Raw genomic sequence first — 14,945 nt, forward strand, 5'->3', positions numbered from 1 at the left:
CGTGCCCGCCCCGCGGAAGGTGATACCTGTCCCACTCGGAGTCGCCTCCAATGCGGGCTGGCTTCGCTTGTTTTTCCACCAGGGAAACCGGCTAAACCTCCCAAACGGGATCAGAACTCGACCGGGGCCTGCTCTGTCACCGCGGGCACACGGGCACAGTGCGTTGTTAGGCCAGATTACCCCGGCGTCAACGGCCTACCCAAGCGGGCGGAAATGCACCGTTGCGTGATATCTCCCTCATCACGCATGAACCGCACTGTCCCGCGTCACCGTGGTCCCCTCGGTGACGTGGGAGGATCTCCGCATGGCAGGACACCCGAATTCCCCCGGCCAGGACCACTCCCGGTCCCACACCTCGGCCGAGTTCACCCGCGTGCCGGGCGTCCCGGTACTGGATACCCCGGCAGCAGCCCGCCCCGACGACCATCCTCCCCTGCCTGCGGCCGCGGAGGCCTTCCTCCGCGAGCACGGGGCGGACGCGCCGCGTCCCCGGCTGATCCTGTCGCTGCTCTCCGACGGCCGGTGGTGGAGCGCCAACGACCTGGTGCGTGCGGGCGGTGTCGCCCACGCCGTAGTGGCGTCCCTGCTGGAGGCCCTGGACGATTCCGGGGAGCTGGTGCGCGAGCCCGAACAGGACCGGTGCCGTCTGCTCCGTCCCGGCCGCTACACCGGAGCCACCGCACCGATGCTGGCCGACCCGGTGGCCCATCTGCTCTCCGGGCATCCCCGGGCCGCCGCGGAGCTGGTGCGCGCCGTCGCTGAGGGACCGGCTTCGGATCTGGATCTGGACCACGTGTCCGCGACCGCTGAGACCGCGCTCCGCCGGGCCCTGTTCCTGGCGACCCGGTTCGACCTGCGCCAGCGCGCGGTGCTCTGTGTGGGCGACCACGACCTGACGTCCCTGGCCCTCCCCCTGGTGCAGCCGGGTGTGCGGGTGGACGTGGTGGACCTGGACGAGCGGGTACTGGCCCACATCGACGCGGTGGCCGAGCGGTTGGGCCTGCCGGTGTACACGTACAGCGCGGACCTGCGGTTGGGCCTGACCGCGAACGTGCGTGAGCGCGCCGACGTGGTCTTCACCGACCCGCCCTACACCCCGGACGGGGTGGAGTTGTTCGTGCGCCGCGGGGTGGAGGGGCTGGCCGACCCGAGGCGGGGGCGGGTCCTGGTGGCCTACGGTGCGAGCGAGACCACGCCCAAGCTGGCCGCCGCGACCCAAGCGCGCCTGGTGCGGTCGGGGCTGCTCTTGGAGGCGGTGTGGCCGGACTTCAACCGGTACCTGGGTGCGGAGTCGATCGGTGCGGCCAGTGACTTGTACGTGCTGCGTCCGCTGTCGCGCACGCTCCCCTCGGCCAGTGGTGACGCCTCCCGGGTGTACAGCCAGGGGGTGAACGCCAAGGAGGCGCACGGCGGGTTGGATGTCGAGCGTGCCACCGCGGTGCTGGAGCGGGTCACCGAGGATCTGGGGCCGGAGTCGGGCGCGCCCGCGCTGGTGGGCGACTGGCCCAAGGAGGTCACCAAGGAGGTTCGGGTGCGCCTGTCCACGTGGATGGACTCCCCCACCGCTGTGGGCAAGTGCGCGATCGTCAACCTGACCGGCGGGTGGGACCGGTTGGCGGCTCGGGCGGCGCTGGCCGCCACCACCGACCACACCTACGTGCTGGTGCCCTCGAACTCCGTGTGGGTGCGCGACGAGGCGGGTCAGAAGGAGTTTCGCGCCATGGTCGAGCCCGGGACGCGGGTGCGGTTCCTGCGGGGTGCGGGCGCCCCGGACCTGACCGCGATCCGGCTGACCCGCAACCCTGAGCCGGGTGGCAGCACCGGTCGGCTCCTGGCCCACCTGCAAGGGCGGGCGCACGGGACGCTCACGGCGACGTTGCGGACGGGACTGATGGAGGTGGCGGCCTGGCGCGGGCGGTCGGTCAACAAGCGCACGGCGCGGCACGCGGTGGCTTCGGCGCCGGGCTGGCTGGCCGGGCACAGCCTGTTGGACCTGCCCGAGCACCGGTTCTCGGGGTTGCGGGTGCTGGCTTCGGAGCTGGTCGCCCGGTTGGAGGAGCTCCAGGTGCAGAACCAGGCCAAGGACCGAAGGAAGGACCGCGGTAGGGATCAGGACTTGGGTCAGGGGCAGAACTAGCCGCGTCAGCTGGTGGAGAACGGGACCGGGCCCGGCGGGACAGGTGTCCCGCCGGGCCCGGTCCCGTTCTCGGCCGGTGCGCTCGGCGTGCGGCCGCGGTGTGTCCGGGGTTCGGTCGAGGCGCTAGTCGGCGGGGACGACGGGCTCCTCGTCGGCCGGCGCTTCCTCCACCGGTTCCTCCTCGAGCGGCTCTTCCTCGACCGGTGGTTCGACCGTTTCCTCTTCGCCGCCGGTGTCCTCGACCGTGTCGGAGAGCTCCACCATGCGGCGGTAGAGGGGGTCTCGGAAGTTGGCCAGGGCGACCAAAGGGCTGGCCAGGCTGACGCGGTCCTCGACCGAGTCGGAGTCGGTGGCCTGGACCCAGACCACGACAAGGTAGTGGCCGCTGACGATCGCGTCGGCGGCGCTGTAGCCCGAGCCGAGGCGGTCGAGGGGATCCTCACCGGAGGGCGGCAGGACGAACCCGGGGTCGACCGGCTCCTCATCCTCCCCCTCGGGTTCGGGCAGGTCCATGGCGCTGGCCACGGCCCGGCTGTCCTCGACGTCGTCGAGGTTGAACACGGTGGCCGCACCGAAGTAGTTGTCGGCCACGTAGGTGGCACTGCCCGCTTGGGTGCAGTCCGCGGCGGCCAGGGCCTCCTCCACCTCATCGCCCCAGACCGCTTCGGCACAGTCCTCGACCAGTTCGGAGTCGCGCAAAGCGAAATCGATGCTCTGGCTGGAGATTTCGGCGGTGCTGCGCTCGAACAGCTCGCCGGCGTTCAGTTCGCGGCTGTCGACGTCCCGGGAGGCGAGCACCTCGTTCATGTTGCCGGTGTCGACCACGCGGTAGACCGCTGGCCGGGACTCCTGAGCGGCCTCGTCCCCCGCGCCGTCCCCGGCGAGCTGCACGTACAGGACCGCGCCCAGAGCGATGAGCGCCACGACGAGCGCGCCCACCAGGAGGGGCAGCATCCGGCCGAAGCGCTTGGGCTCCCTTTTGCGCCGGCCGCCGCCCTTGCGGCGTCCGCCCGCCCGGGTCGGGGTGGTCTCGGTCTGAGCCTCGTCGGGCTCGCTGGTTTTCCTCCGGCGGCCCGGCCTGCCAGGCGTCGAGGGTTCAGAAGGGGACACCCAATGGACCTTTCCGTGGATTCGGGCCGGCCACGCGACGTGGCCGGCCCGGCTGCGCTCGGGAACCGAGGGGGAGCTCTGCCTCCTCGTCACGGCCCTGGAGGACGGGCCGATCTGACCGAGATCATATCGGGGCGTCCGGCGGGGCCGGACAGTTCCGCTACTCCTCTTCCTCTTCCGGGTTGTGTGCGACGACCTCGTCGTAGACGAAGCTGAACGCGCTCATGGACGCCACGCTCAGGGTGGCCAGGTCCGAGTCGTCCCCGGGCTCGGAGCCGTCGGTGTCCGCGACCCAGAACACGGCGAGGTAGTGGCCCATGACCTGGGTGTTGGCCTGGCTGTACCCGTCCTCGAGACCCGGGATGTCCTCGCCGGTCTGGCTCAGCAGGAAGCCGGCGTCGGTGTCGCTGTTGGTCGGGTCCATGGCGGCGGCCACGTCGGTGGCGCCGTCGCTGTCGGACAGGTCGAACAGGCTCACCTGGGCGACGTGGTCCTCGTCGGCGTCGGTGTACACACCGGAGGCCGCGTTGAGGCAGTTGGCGTCCAGGAGGCTCTGCCCGAGCTCATCGCCCCACACCAGCGAGGTGCAGGCGTCGGTGACCTCGGCGCTGCGCAGTTCCAGCTGCATGTCGGCCAGTTCCATCTCCTCGACCGGGCCGAAGACCGACTCCTCGGTCATGGGTTCGGCCTCGGCGGGCCGCTCCTCGATGGAGCCGAACACCTCAGGCTGGTCCGGTTCGAACAGGTAGAGCTCCGGGGTGATGGTGCTGTGCCCGTCCGGTGGTGCGGAGATGGAGTCCTCACCCCCGGCGGTGCTGCCGCCGGTACCCGTGACCAGCTGGAAGGACAGCACACCCAGGAGGGCGACCAGCGCGATACTGAAGGCGCCCAGCAGAACGCCGAGCACGGCGGTTCCGCGCTTGCGCTTGCTCTGTTCGGCCAGGGTGTACACGATCTGGTTGGGCCGGTCACCCAGGACCGACACCTTCTTGATCGCCGACGCGGAGAAGGCGGAGACTCGGCCCGGACCGCGCTTGTCCTTGCCCTTGCGTCGACCCTGGCGGCCGGCGGCGCGACCGGCCTCGTGGGCCCGGTCCTCCGCGTCGTCGTAGTCCTCCTCGTATCCGCCGTCGGGGTCGTCGTCGTACTCGTCGTACTCCGTTGCCCCGGGGCGGGTGTGGGTGTGACCGTACTCGGCGGAGAAGTCCTCCTCCGGGTCGTACTCGTCCTCGTAGCCGTAGTCGTCGGCGTGGTCCTCGATGCGGGTGTTGTCAGCGCGGCGGGTACCACCACGCCGGCTTCTACCGGCTCTGCTCACGGTCTTTCTCAATCGTCAACCCGTGGTCTGCTCGACTGGTGCGGGATACGCCTTGCGGCGCCGTCGGCCACGGGCCGACACACCGGGGTTAGGCTCTTTCCCGCCATCTAATCGGGCTTCGACCCGGAGTCGTCCTCGGCGCCTTTCGCGCCGTCCTCCGTCGAGCCCTCGCTACTAGATCGCTCAGGCCTCGGGTGGTATTCCGTGCCGGCGCCTTCGGATGAGCCGCTGGCCTGGTCATACACCGAATCTTCCGTGTCCACGGCGCTGTAGACGGTGCCTTCGTCGGTTGTCTCACCGTCCTTTGTGTCGCCGAACACCTGGGTGCCCGCGTCGTGTCCGGTCGGGACGACGGCGGTGGAGAAGGAGTCGAGTCGGCGGCCGGCCCAGATGAAGTAGACGAGGGCAGCGGCGAAGACCGCGATGGAGGTCCAGTTGTTGAGGCGCAGGCCGAAGAAGTCGTTGGCCGGGTCCACGCGCAGGTACTCGATCCAGAACCGGCCCACGCAGTAGCCCATCAGGTAGAGGGCGAAGAGGCGCCCGCCCTGGAGGGAGTTCTCGTAGCGGCGTCCGAGGTAGGCGAGGAGGACGGCAAGGACGAGGCACCAGAGGGACTCGTAGAGGAAGGTGGGGTGGTAGGTGGTGACGCCCGGCTCCATGCCGGCGCGGAGGTAGCCCTCGGGGGTGAGGTTGATCTCCAGGGCCCAGGGCACGTCGGTGGGGCGGCCGAACAGTTCCTGGTTGAAGTAGTTGCCCCAGCGGCCGATGGCCTGGGCCAGGGGGATGGTGGGGGCGATGGCGAAGGCGAGCTTGGACATCGACAGGCCGCGCTTGCGGGCGACCAGCCACACGCCGACCGCTCCGAGGGGGATCGCGCCCCAGATTCCGAGGCCGCCCTCCCAGATGTAGAGGGCTCGGATGGGTTCCTTGCCCGGACCGAAGTACAGTTGGGCGTCGCTGATGACGTGGTAGAGGCGGCCACCGATCAGGCCGAGGATCACGGCCCAGACGGCCATGTCCATGATGGTGCCGGGCTCGCCTCCCATCGCCTTCCAGCGGCGCTCGCTCCAGAACACGGCGACGATGACGCCGGCGAGGATGCACAGGGCGTAGAAGTGGATCTCCAGCGGTCCGATGGGGATCGAGTTGATCTCAGGACTGGGGATGGCCGCGAGGGCGCGGCTGTGCTCGGCCGCGCCCTCGGAAGCTGTCGACGACAATGTCACTGCTCTGCTCTCGGATTCGCCCCGCGTGCGGGGGGTCTGTTCAGGGGTTCTACTCCGCGTCACCCCCGTCGTCCTCGCCCATCGGCTCGGTGTCGACTTCGCCGTCGCCCGCTGAGGCGATCGCCTCGGACAGACCCCTGGCGGTCATGGCGGTGTTGTTGTCCAGCAACTCGCCGTTGACGTAGACGGATGGTGTACCGCGGAACTCGTTGTCTCCGCTGTAGCGAGTGTAGGCCGTTCCTGTGGCGTCGATGATCTCGCCCGTGTATGTGCCGTCCAGGAAGGAGGAGTCGCGTCCCTGTTCCTCTCCCCAGGCGAGGAGGTCGCTCAAGACCATGGCTCCGAGGGATTCCTCGCCGATCTGTTCGGTGGCGTCGGCGACGAGCGCGGGCAGGTACTCCTCGGTGAATTCGGTGACCACGGCGGATTCGGCTTCGAGGCTCTCCTCGAAGTCGGTGGCCTGGTCCTCGTCGGCGTCGGTCTGGCGGAACCACGCGTTGAGGTCGGCGACGCTGTAGCCCTCTTCCTCGGCGTTGGGCTGGTTCTCGAAGAGGAGGTCGTTGTACTCGACGAAGACGCCGTGGTCGGCGGCGGCGCGGCCCGCGGCGCCGGCCCGTAGCGAGTTGCTGCTGGTGGGCGCGGGCTCTTCGGCGAAGATGCTGACGGTGCGGTAGTGGACGACGGCTTCGCCTTCGGCCGCCTTCTCCTTGAGGACGTCACCGTTGTGGAGTTCGAACTGGCGGCAGGCCGGGCACTGGTAGTCGGCGTAGACCTCGACGACGGGGGCGGCGACGTCCTCGTCCGCCATGACGACGCTGCCGTCGTCTTGGAGGGTCTGGGCGGCCAGTGGCCCTTCGTAACCCTCGCTCCGGTCGGAGCTGAGGACGGCGTAGCCGATACCGACGACGAGCAGGACGACGGCGATGGCGGCGCCTGCCACGATGAGGTTCTTCTTGCGTTTGGCGGCCCGCCTCTCTTGCGCGCGCTGTTCCCTGAGCTTCTCGCGGGCGCGCTGGCGCGCTTCACTCCCCATGGTTTTCCCCTGTTTCCGTACTTCGGTTGGTTCGGCCGCGACCTCGGAGGCGCCGGGGTTCCGAGGCGCCGTAGTCCCAGCGGCGCCGTGGTTTCACAAGCGCCTGGGTCACCGGAAGAGCCCGAGGGCGCGGTCGAGGGCGAAGGGTGAGCGGGGCCAGAGGGCGATGAACGCGCCCATGGCCCCGAAGGCGATGTCGCGGGCGATGGAGATCCCGTATGTGGTCTCGCCCGGTTCGACCTGGCCGCCGGCGCCGAAGCAGCCGCAGTCGATGTTCAGTCCGCGGGCCATCGCGGAGACGATCCCGGCGATGAAGACGATCATGAGGAGTGTGCTGGCGGCACCCACGTAGCGGCTGGCGAGTCCGATGATCAGGAGTAGGGCCAAGGCGAGCTCGAAGAGGGGCAGAGTATAGCCGATGAGCTGGGCAAACTCTGGCGAGAAGAGGTCGTAGGCCTCGACCGCCTGGACGGACAGGGCCGGCGGGAACTTGGTGACGGCTGCGGTGATGAGGACGGCGGCGAGACCGACTCTGCAGGCGAGGGTGAGCCAGGGTTGGACCTGCTCCCAGCGGGATCGCGGCGGGGCGGGGGCGTCATCGGTGGTGTCCGGCATGTCGGGCCTTCGGAGAGGGGTCGGTCATCCGCGAGCATGGCTTTGGGTAGGCAAGCCATTGCCCTGAGTGTCGACACTGAGCCTACTGTGTGTATCGTCCTCGTGACACGGAGCCGTGCGGTTCGGGACCCTCTGTGCGCCCGCACCTGCCCGGTCACAGAAAAACGGTGGGTCGCCCGTCGAGGGGCGACCCACCGCTGGCCTGGAGTCCGGCCGGTGGCCGTCCAACCGAAGATCGGCGCTACCGGGAGCGGACCCCGGCGGCCAGCTCCTGGGCAAAGGAGCGCACGGCCACGAGACCGGTCTCCAGGTCGGGTGCGTCCAAGACGCGCTGACAGAAGCCGGCGCCCACGATGACCCCGTCGGCGTACCCGGCGACCTCCGCGGCCTGCGCGGACGTGGAGATTCCCAGGCCCACGCAGATCGGCAGACGCGACTCACGGGTGACCTCGCGAGTGCGCCGTACCAGGGTCTCCGCGGTGTCGGCGACCTGGGCCCGGGTTCCGGTGACGCCCATGAGCGAAGCCGCGTACACGAACCCGCTGCTGGCGCCTGTGGTGAGCTCCAGCCGCCGGTCGGAGGAGGAGGGCGCCACGAGGAAGATCCGGTCCAGCCCGGCCCGGTCGGAGGCGGCGTACCACTCCTCGGCCTCTTCCGGGATGAGGTCGGGGGTGATGACCCCGGCCCCGCCCGCCTTGGCGAGCTCGGTGGCGAAGCGATCCACGCCGTAGCGCTCGATCGGGTTCCAGTAGGACATGACCAGGGCGGCGGCGCCGGTGGCGGCGGTGGCCTCCACGACCGTGAAGACGTCGTCGGTGGTGGTGCCCGAGGCCAGTGCCTGGTCGGCGGCGCGTTGGATGGTGGGACCGTCCATCATGGGGTCGGAGTAGGGCAGGCCGACCTCGATGACGTCGCACCCGCCCTCGACCATGGCCTGGACGACTCGGATCGAGGACTCCACGTCGGGGAACCCGGCGGGCAGGTAGCCGATGAGTGCGGCGCGGTCGGCCTCACGGGCCTGGGCCAGCTTGGTCTGCAGTGTGGTCGCGCCCATCACGCCTGTCCCTCCGAGTCGACGAGGCCGAAGTAGGTGGCCGCGGTGTTGACGTCCTTGTCACCGCGCCCGGAGAGGTTCACCAGGATCACGGATCCGGTACCCAGGCGCTGGCCGAGCTTGAGGGCTCCGGCCAGGGCGTGGGCGCTCTCGATGGCGGGGATGATGCCTTCGGTCCGGCACAGCAGGCGGAAGGCGTCCATGGCCTCGGTGTCCGTGACGGGCTCGTAGACGGCACGTCCGGTGTCGGCCAGGTGGGCGTGCTCGGGGCCCACCGCCGGGTAGTCGAGCCCCGCGGAGATCGAGTGGCTGGGCAGGGTCTGGCCGTAGTCGTCCTGGAGGACGAAGGTGCGGGCGCCGTGGAAGACGCCCTGGCTGCCCGCGGTGATGGAGGCGGCGGTCTGGTCGGTGTCGGACCCGTCTCCCCCGGCCTCGAAGCCGTAGAGGGCGACGCTCTCGTCGGGGATGAAGGCGGCGAAGATCGCGATGGCGTTGGAGCCGCCGCCGACGCAGGCGGCGACCGCGTCGGGAAGCCCGCCGGTGAGCTCGATGACCTGTTCGCGTGCCTCCGCGCCGACCGTGAAGTGGAGGTCGCGCACCAGCTTGGGGAAGGGGTGCGGGCCCGCGGCGGTGCCGAAGAGGTAGTGGGTGTGGTCGACGTTGGCGACCCAGTCCCGGAAGGTCTCGTTGATGGCGTCCTTGAGGGTGCGGCTACCGATGGTGACCGGGACGACCTCGGCACCGAGCATCCGCATGCGGGCGACGTTGAGCGCCTGGCGTTCGGTGTCCTCCTCCCCCATGTAGATGACGCAGTCCAGGCCCATGAGGGCGCAGGCGGTGGCGGTGGCCACGCCGTGCTGACCGGCGCCGGTCTCGGCGATCACGCGGGTCTTGCCCATGCGCTTGGTGAGCAGCGCCTGGCCCAGCACGTTGTTGATCTTGTGCGAGCCGGTGTGGTTGAGGTCCTCGCGTTTGAGGAGGATCCGTGCGCCGCCGGCGTGCTCGGAGAGGTTGTGGGCCTCGGTGACGAGGCTGGGACGACCCGCGTAGCCCTTGAGGAGGGCGTCGAACTCGCGCTGGAACTCGGGGTCGTTCTTGGCCTTGTCCCACTCGGCCTCGACCTCGTCGAGGGCGGCGATGAGGGCCTCGGGCGCGAACCGGCCGCCGAAGCGGCCGTAGTGCCCTCGGGCGTCGGGCACCGGTTGTTCGTGGCTCATGGGAAGTTCTCCTGGGATGCGGAGGCCGACCGCGGGTGCTCCCCCGGACCTCGATCCGCGGGAGGCCGCGCGCCGACCGGTGGTGCGCCGCCCGGCTCCGGCGGCGCGGTTGGTTCTGGGTTGAACGCGGCGGTGTGAACCCGCGGCTCGCGCCTACGGGCTCCGCCATCGCCATCGGCGCACATGGTTCTGAGTCGCCTTCGTCGATCCCATCGTGAATCCCTGTCGGTTCCGCGCCGTCAGTTCCGGTCGCGCAGCGCGGGGTGGGCTCCGGCGGTCACGAGGTCGGCGACGGCCTCGCGCGGGTTCCCGCCGCGGACGAGGCTCTCTCCCACCAGGACGGCACCGGCTCCGGCACCGGCGTAGGCCAGCAGATCGTGCGGGCCGCGTACCCCGGACTCGGCGATCCTGACGCGGTCCGCGGGGATGAGGGGCGCGAGCCGGGCGAAGGTGTCCCGGTCGACCTCGAGGGTTTTGAGGTTGCGCGCGTTGACGCCGATGACGGTGGCTCCGGCGTCCAGGGCCCGGGCGACCTCCTCCTCGTCGTGGACCTCGACCAGGGGGGTGAGGTCCAGCGAGCGGGCCCGCTCGACCAGGGACACCAGGGCCTCCTGGGGCAGAGCGGCGACGATGAGCAGGACCGCGGAGGCACCGAAGACGCGGGCCTCCCACAGCTGGTAGGAGCTGACGACGAAGTCCTTGCGCAGCAGGGGCGTCTCGACCGCGGTGTGCACCGCTTGGAGGTCTTCGAGGCTGCCGTTGAAGCGACGCTGCTCGGTGAGGACGCTGATCAGGGTGGCCCCGCCGGCCTCGTAGTCGCGGGCCAGTTCCGCGGGGTCGCTGATGCTGGCGAGTGGCCCCTTGGAGGGGCTGGCGCGCTTGACCTCGGCGATCACGTGGACGCCGGGGCGGCGCAGGGCGGCTTCGGCGTCCTTCGGAACGGGCACCGACTCGGCTTGGGCCTTGAGGCGGTCCAGGGGGAGGGCCTCTTGCCGCTGCGCCAGGTCAGCGCGTACTCCGTCGAGGATCTCGTCGAGCACGCTCACCAGTTCTAGCTCCCTCGTCCATGGTTTCGGTACGCGGTGGCCGGTCCGTGGTCGGACGCGGTCGGCGGAGCGGACTCGGGCGCTCGGCCGTTACACCGTGTGCTGGTCATCGTATCGACCCTTGGCGGGCCGGGGGTCGCGGCCCCCGTGTCAGCGCCCCGGTTGGCCGTAGGTGGCCGCCGGGGGCTGCTCCGGGTCACCACCCTGGCAGGAGCGGCGTACCCGGTGCGAGGAAGGAGAACCAGGGCAGGTTGCGGGCCACCCAGAAGAAGACGAAGGCCACCAGGATCGACCAGATCAGCCAGGTGGGGGTGAGGTTTCGCGGGCGTGTCCGGGGGCGAAGCGTGCCGATCAGCCAGGTGGCGTAGGCGAAGAGGATGTAGGGGACCAGCAGGAACAGCAGCGGGTTCATGCTGACGGCGCCGAGGATGTCCAGGTGGGTGACCAGGGCAATGGCGCGCATGGTGCCGCAGCCGGGGCAGAAGGTGCCGGTGAGCAGCAGCCAGGGGCAGGTGGGATAGTTGCCAGGTTCGTTGGGGTCGACGAAGTGGAGCAGTGTCGCCCCGGCGAGGCCGAGGACGGCCACGCCCAGCGGCCAGGTGGCCGGGTGGATCCGTCGGAAGGCGCGCTCGATCCGGCCCGGGGACATCGCTGCCGTGTCCGAGGGGCTGGCGTTCGGGGCCGCCGGGCTCGGGGCGGGGCCGGGCGCTGGGCTGCGCTTCTCGTCGTGCTGCACGTGTTCGAGCCTACCGCCGGGCCATTCCCGGCACGTGGGTGGGAAAGACCCCGCTCCGCCCCCGGTGTGCCGGGGGCGGAGCGCGATGGGCCTGCTGCCAGAGAACGGGCCAGGCTAGTAGTACGTGGGCGACGTGCCGATGGCGAGGCCGAGCACGAGGATGTAGAAGATCCACCAGATCGCCGCGAGGATGAAGCAGACGAGGCCGATGATGCCCAGGATCTTCGCTGTGTTGGCCGCGGATTCTGCGCCCGCGTAGTCGCCCATCTGCCACTTGCTGTTGACCTGGAGGGCGAAGACGAGGCCGATGATCCCCAGGACCATGCAGCCGAAGATGCCCAGGATGTTGAACAGCAGGTAGTTCTTGGGCGGCTCGGACGGGGGCTGGCCGCCGAAGCCGCCGTAACCGCCACTGGGCGGGCCGTAGCCGCCGCTCGGGGGGCCGTAGCCGCCGGTGGGCGGGCCGTAGCCGCCGCTCGGGGGGCCGTAGCCGCCGCCGGGGGGCGGGGGCGGCGGGCCGGGGTTGCCGGGAGGCGGGGGACCATAGCTCATGAGTGAAGTGTCTTTCCGGAAGAGGACAAGGGGTTTGACGCGACGCGGCCAGACGCACACGTCGGCCCAACATGGGGCAGGGTTGGGTCACCGGGATCACTGGCCGCAAGCGAATTCGCATGATGCCAGATCAGCGAGACAGCACTGACCGGGTCCGTAGCGGCTGACAGGGCCGGTGGGGTGAATCTACCTGCCCCATGCGACCTTCGTCCATTTTCCGTTACTCATCCGTTGTGAGCTGCGGATTTACCGGTTCTCCGGCCGGAAGGGCTAGTTGCCGCCCGTGGCCGACACCTCACGGCCCGCTTCCCACTCCTCGCGTGTGGGCGGCACCGGCCGCGGCTCCGTGCGGCCCAGACCGACCTTCTTCATGATCCCGGCGATGACGGCGAGCACGACGCTGGCACCCAGAGCGATGAACGTCCACAGCACCAGATCGCCGCCGAAGATGACGGCGACCGCGGCCACGGTCCAGGCGATGATCCAGGAGACGGTGAGGAACCAGGCGGACCAGGTGTTGCCGTGGTCGTCGTGCTCTTCGTGGTGCTCGTCGGCCATCAGGGGCTCTCCTTAGGTTGGGCCGGCCGTTCGGCCGGCGGTGCGGGTTCGGTGCCGCCCTCGGGTTCGGCCCGGGCCGCCGGTTCGTCTCCGGCGGGCGCGCCGTCACCCGGGGCGTCAAGAGTGGGGTCGTCACCGGCATCCAGCGATTTCCACAGGTCGGCGGGTGTCTCAGCCTGGTGCGGACGCGGTGCGGCGGTCCGATCGTACCGGGTGCCCATACCCGGCCAGGCAGGGGCACGCAGTACCGCGACCAGACCGGTGAGGACCAGGAGTACGGCTCCGGCCACGCCCAGTGCCGGACCGAGTGCGTGGAGCTCGGGTGTGCCGATGACCTGGCCGGTTCCGGCCGTGTCGGTGGTCGACGCGGAGACGGTGTCGACGAGTTCGCCGGTGCGGGTCGCCGCCCACACGGAGGTGATGGCGAAGGCACCGCAGGCGGCGACGAGGAGCCCGACGAGGCGGCGGGCCCAGGAGCGCGCGGCGTACAGGCCCGCCAGCCCGGCGAGCCCGGCCCATCCCAGGCCGGTGAGCGCACCGGTGAGGTCGCCGCCGGTGAGCTCGACCGGGACGGCGGCCACGTCCCCGGGCGAGCTGAGCTCGCCGGTGACCCATTCCATGCCGGAGGCGCCCAGCATGAGCCCGGCCCCGGAAGCCATGACGAGCATGGTGAGTCCGTACTCGCGGCGAAGCTTTGTGGCGGCGGTCTTGGTGGAGGTCACAGAAGTCGTCCCGCGTCGAAGCACGTGGGGTCGCCGGTGTGACATGCGGCACCGGCCTGGTCGACACGGACCAGGAGGGTGTCGCCGTCACAGTCGAGTGCGACGGAAACCACACGTTGGGTGTGTCCTGAAGTGGCGCCCTTGACCCAGTACTCGCCCCGGCTGCGCGACCAGTACGTGGCCTCGCGTGTACTGAGGGTGCGGTGCAGGGCCTCGTCGTCCATCCATGCGAGCATGAGGACCTGCCCGCTGTCGTACTGCTGCACGACGACAGGGACGAGGCCGTCCGGGTTCCGCTTCAGCCGTGCGGAGATGCCCGGATCGAGGTTGGTGGCGCTCATGCTTCCCAGGTTATGGCCGACGTCCAAGCGGTGCTCACCGGGTACTGCTTGACAGCGGTCGGCGGCCGAGTGCTCCGGTAAACCGGTGCCAGGAATTAGAGTTCGTGGGTCCGTGACGTCGCCGCCGCGACAGTCCTGCCAGCTTGGGAGCCTGACGTGACCTCCGAGTCCCTGACCGCAGACCTGACGGGGAAGCCCGCCGCGTTGACCGCGCTCGCCCAGCGTTTCCCGCGCTGGGACCCGTACGCCGCGCTGCCCGCGCTGCTGGAGGACGAACCCGCGGCGGTGCGGTTCCTGGGCCTAGGAGCGGCGCGGCACATCTGCGCGGTGGCGGCGGCCCGGCTGCGGAGGTCGGGGATCGGCGCCCACGCGGACTTCTCCTCCTCCGCGGAGGAGCCTCCTGCGGGCCCGGAGAGCCTTGTGGTGGCTGTGACCTTGGGTGAGGGCCAGCGGGAGCTCTGCACGGTCCTGGACCGCTATGTGGGACGTTCCCCGGTGATCGTGCTGGCCCCGGAGCCGGACGCGGTGGTGTCCCGGTACGCGGACCTGCTGGTGCCGTTGCACGCGGGTGAGGAGAAGAGCGGCGTGCGCTCCCGCGCGCAGCAGCACGCGCTGGCACTGCTGTTGCTGCTGGGGCACCGGCTGGGTGCTCCCCCGTCGGGCAGCAGCGCCAACTTTCCGGGGCTGTTGCGGCGGGCCGCCAACGCCGTCCGTGTCCTGTTGGACAGCGCCCCCGAGTGGCTGCCCGAGGCGGCGCAGGTGTTGGACTCCCCGCACGGGGTGCACCTGGTGGCCCCGGCGGAGCGCATGGCCTCGGCCGAACAGGGGGTGCAGGCGCTGCGCCGCGGGCCGGTCCGCGTCGCCCACGCCCGGGAGACCGGGGAGTGGTCGCACACGGACCGGCACCTGGCCGCGGTGACCGACTACCGCGCGCTGCTGTTCGCCGGTTCGACCTACGACCAGCGCTTCGCGGAGCACCTGGTACAGCTGCGCGGGACGTTCGTCGCGGTGGGTGCCACCCCCGGACGCGAACGCGTACCGGGGGTGGCACTGACCGTGCGCTACCCGGGCGACGACGACCCCGACGTGAGCCTGCTGGCCGAACCACTGGTGCCGGAGCTGCTGGCCGCCCACTGGTGGCGGTAGAGGGCACCGTGTTTGTTGTGGGCCTCCGCCCACCCGTCGCCCGCCACCAACCCTCAACGGACACGCTGACGCGCGCAGACCAGGACCCCACGTCGCCCGCCACCAACCCTCAACGGACACGCTGACGCGCGCAG

General features: G+C 70.4%; 15 protein-coding genes. 2 read left to right on the forward strand and 13 right to left on the reverse strand.

The annotated features are described in order from the left end of the window. Window positions 1-304: 304 nt before the first annotated feature. Window positions 305-2,137, forward strand: coding sequence for a bis-aminopropyl spermidine synthase family protein (locus ACYVD1_RS07430; protein WP_460769472.1), 1,833 nt, complete (start codon window positions 305-307; stop codon window positions 2,135-2,137). 123 nt (window positions 2,138-2,260) lie between these two features. On the opposite strand, the gene ACYVD1_RS07435 is transcribed toward ACYVD1_RS07430, so the two are convergent. The 13 genes from ACYVD1_RS07435 to hisI all read right to left on the reverse strand — a co-directional run bounded on the left by ACYVD1_RS07435 (window position 2,261) and on the right by hisI (window position 13,665). Continuing rightward, entirely contained in the window at window positions 2,261-3,247 is a 987-nt protein-coding gene (locus tag ACYVD1_RS07435) for a hypothetical protein (protein ID WP_460769474.1), read from the reverse strand. A 160-nt stretch (window positions 3,248-3,407) separates the two neighbouring features. Next, window positions 3,408-4,565: a hypothetical protein gene (locus ACYVD1_RS07440; protein WP_460769476.1), complete on the reverse strand. Its 1,158-nt coding sequence runs from the start codon at window positions 4,563-4,565 to the stop codon at window positions 3,408-3,410. Window positions 4,566-4,672: 107 nt separating this feature from the next. Further along, the gene (gene lgt, locus ACYVD1_RS07445; protein WP_460769479.1) at window positions 4,673-5,785 is read right to left on the reverse strand and encodes a prolipoprotein diacylglyceryl transferase; all 1,113 of its coding nucleotides are present in this window, start codon (window positions 5,783-5,785) and stop codon (window positions 4,673-4,675) included. 55 nt (window positions 5,786-5,840) lie between these two features. Beyond that, window positions 5,841-6,824, reverse strand: a complete 984-nt coding sequence (locus ACYVD1_RS07450; RefSeq protein WP_460769481.1) for a DsbA family protein — start codon at window positions 6,822-6,824, stop codon at window positions 5,841-5,843. 108 nt (window positions 6,825-6,932) lie between these two features. Next, window positions 6,933-7,439, reverse strand: coding sequence for a MauE/DoxX family redox-associated membrane protein (locus ACYVD1_RS07455; protein WP_460769483.1), 507 nt, complete (start codon window positions 7,437-7,439; stop codon window positions 6,933-6,935). 241 nt (window positions 7,440-7,680) lie between these two features. After that, complete coding sequence (gene trpA / locus ACYVD1_RS07460) at window positions 7,681-8,493, reverse strand: tryptophan synthase subunit alpha (protein WP_460769485.1); 813 nt, start codon at window positions 8,491-8,493, stop codon at window positions 7,681-7,683. Then, window positions 8,493-9,710 carry a tryptophan synthase subunit beta gene (trpB, locus tag ACYVD1_RS07465; RefSeq protein WP_460769488.1) on the reverse strand — a complete coding sequence of 406 codons (1,218 nt, stop codon included), beginning with the start codon at window positions 9,708-9,710 and terminating at the stop codon, window positions 8,493-8,495. Before trpB ends, trpA begins: the two co-directional genes overlap by 1 nt. Window positions 9,711-9,949: 239 nt before the next feature. Continuing rightward, window positions 9,950-10,756, reverse strand: coding sequence for an indole-3-glycerol phosphate synthase TrpC (gene trpC / locus ACYVD1_RS07470; protein ID WP_460769490.1), 807 nt, complete (start codon window positions 10,754-10,756; stop codon window positions 9,950-9,952). 196 nt (window positions 10,757-10,952) lie between these two features. Further along, window positions 10,953-11,492 (reverse strand): DUF2752 domain-containing protein, encoded by a 540-nt coding sequence (locus tag ACYVD1_RS07475; RefSeq protein ID WP_460769492.1) that lies wholly within the window; start codon window positions 11,490-11,492, stop codon window positions 10,953-10,955. Window positions 11,493-11,606: 114 nt separating this feature from the next. Beyond that, the gene (locus ACYVD1_RS07480; protein ID WP_460769494.1) at window positions 11,607-12,044 is read right to left on the reverse strand and encodes a CD225/dispanin family protein; all 438 of its coding nucleotides are present in this window, start codon (window positions 12,042-12,044) and stop codon (window positions 11,607-11,609) included. Between the two features lie 270 nt (window positions 12,045-12,314). After that, window positions 12,315-12,602 (reverse strand): HGxxPAAW family protein, encoded by a 288-nt coding sequence (locus tag ACYVD1_RS07485; RefSeq protein WP_460748583.1) that lies wholly within the window; start codon window positions 12,600-12,602, stop codon window positions 12,315-12,317. Next, window positions 12,602-13,270, reverse strand: a complete 669-nt coding sequence (locus ACYVD1_RS07490) for a Trp biosynthesis-associated membrane protein (protein ID WP_460769673.1) — start codon at window positions 13,268-13,270, stop codon at window positions 12,602-12,604. Before ACYVD1_RS07490 ends, ACYVD1_RS07485 begins: the two co-directional genes overlap by 1 nt. Window positions 13,271-13,320: 50 nt before the next feature. Then, on the reverse strand, window positions 13,321-13,665 hold the full coding sequence (gene hisI, locus ACYVD1_RS07495; RefSeq protein ID WP_460769496.1) for a phosphoribosyl-AMP cyclohydrolase: 345 nt from the start codon (window positions 13,663-13,665) through the stop codon (window positions 13,321-13,323). A 156-nt stretch (window positions 13,666-13,821) separates the two neighbouring features. Here hisI and ACYVD1_RS07500 point away from each other — a divergent pair, with 156 nt between their 5' ends. Beyond that, window positions 13,822-14,811 (forward strand): phosphoheptose isomerase family protein, encoded by a 990-nt coding sequence (locus ACYVD1_RS07500; RefSeq protein ID WP_460769498.1) that lies wholly within the window; start codon window positions 13,822-13,824, stop codon window positions 14,809-14,811. The last annotated feature ends 134 nt before the right edge of the window (window positions 14,812-14,945 follow it).

This window comes from Nocardiopsis nanhaiensis, from assembly GCF_054778635.1.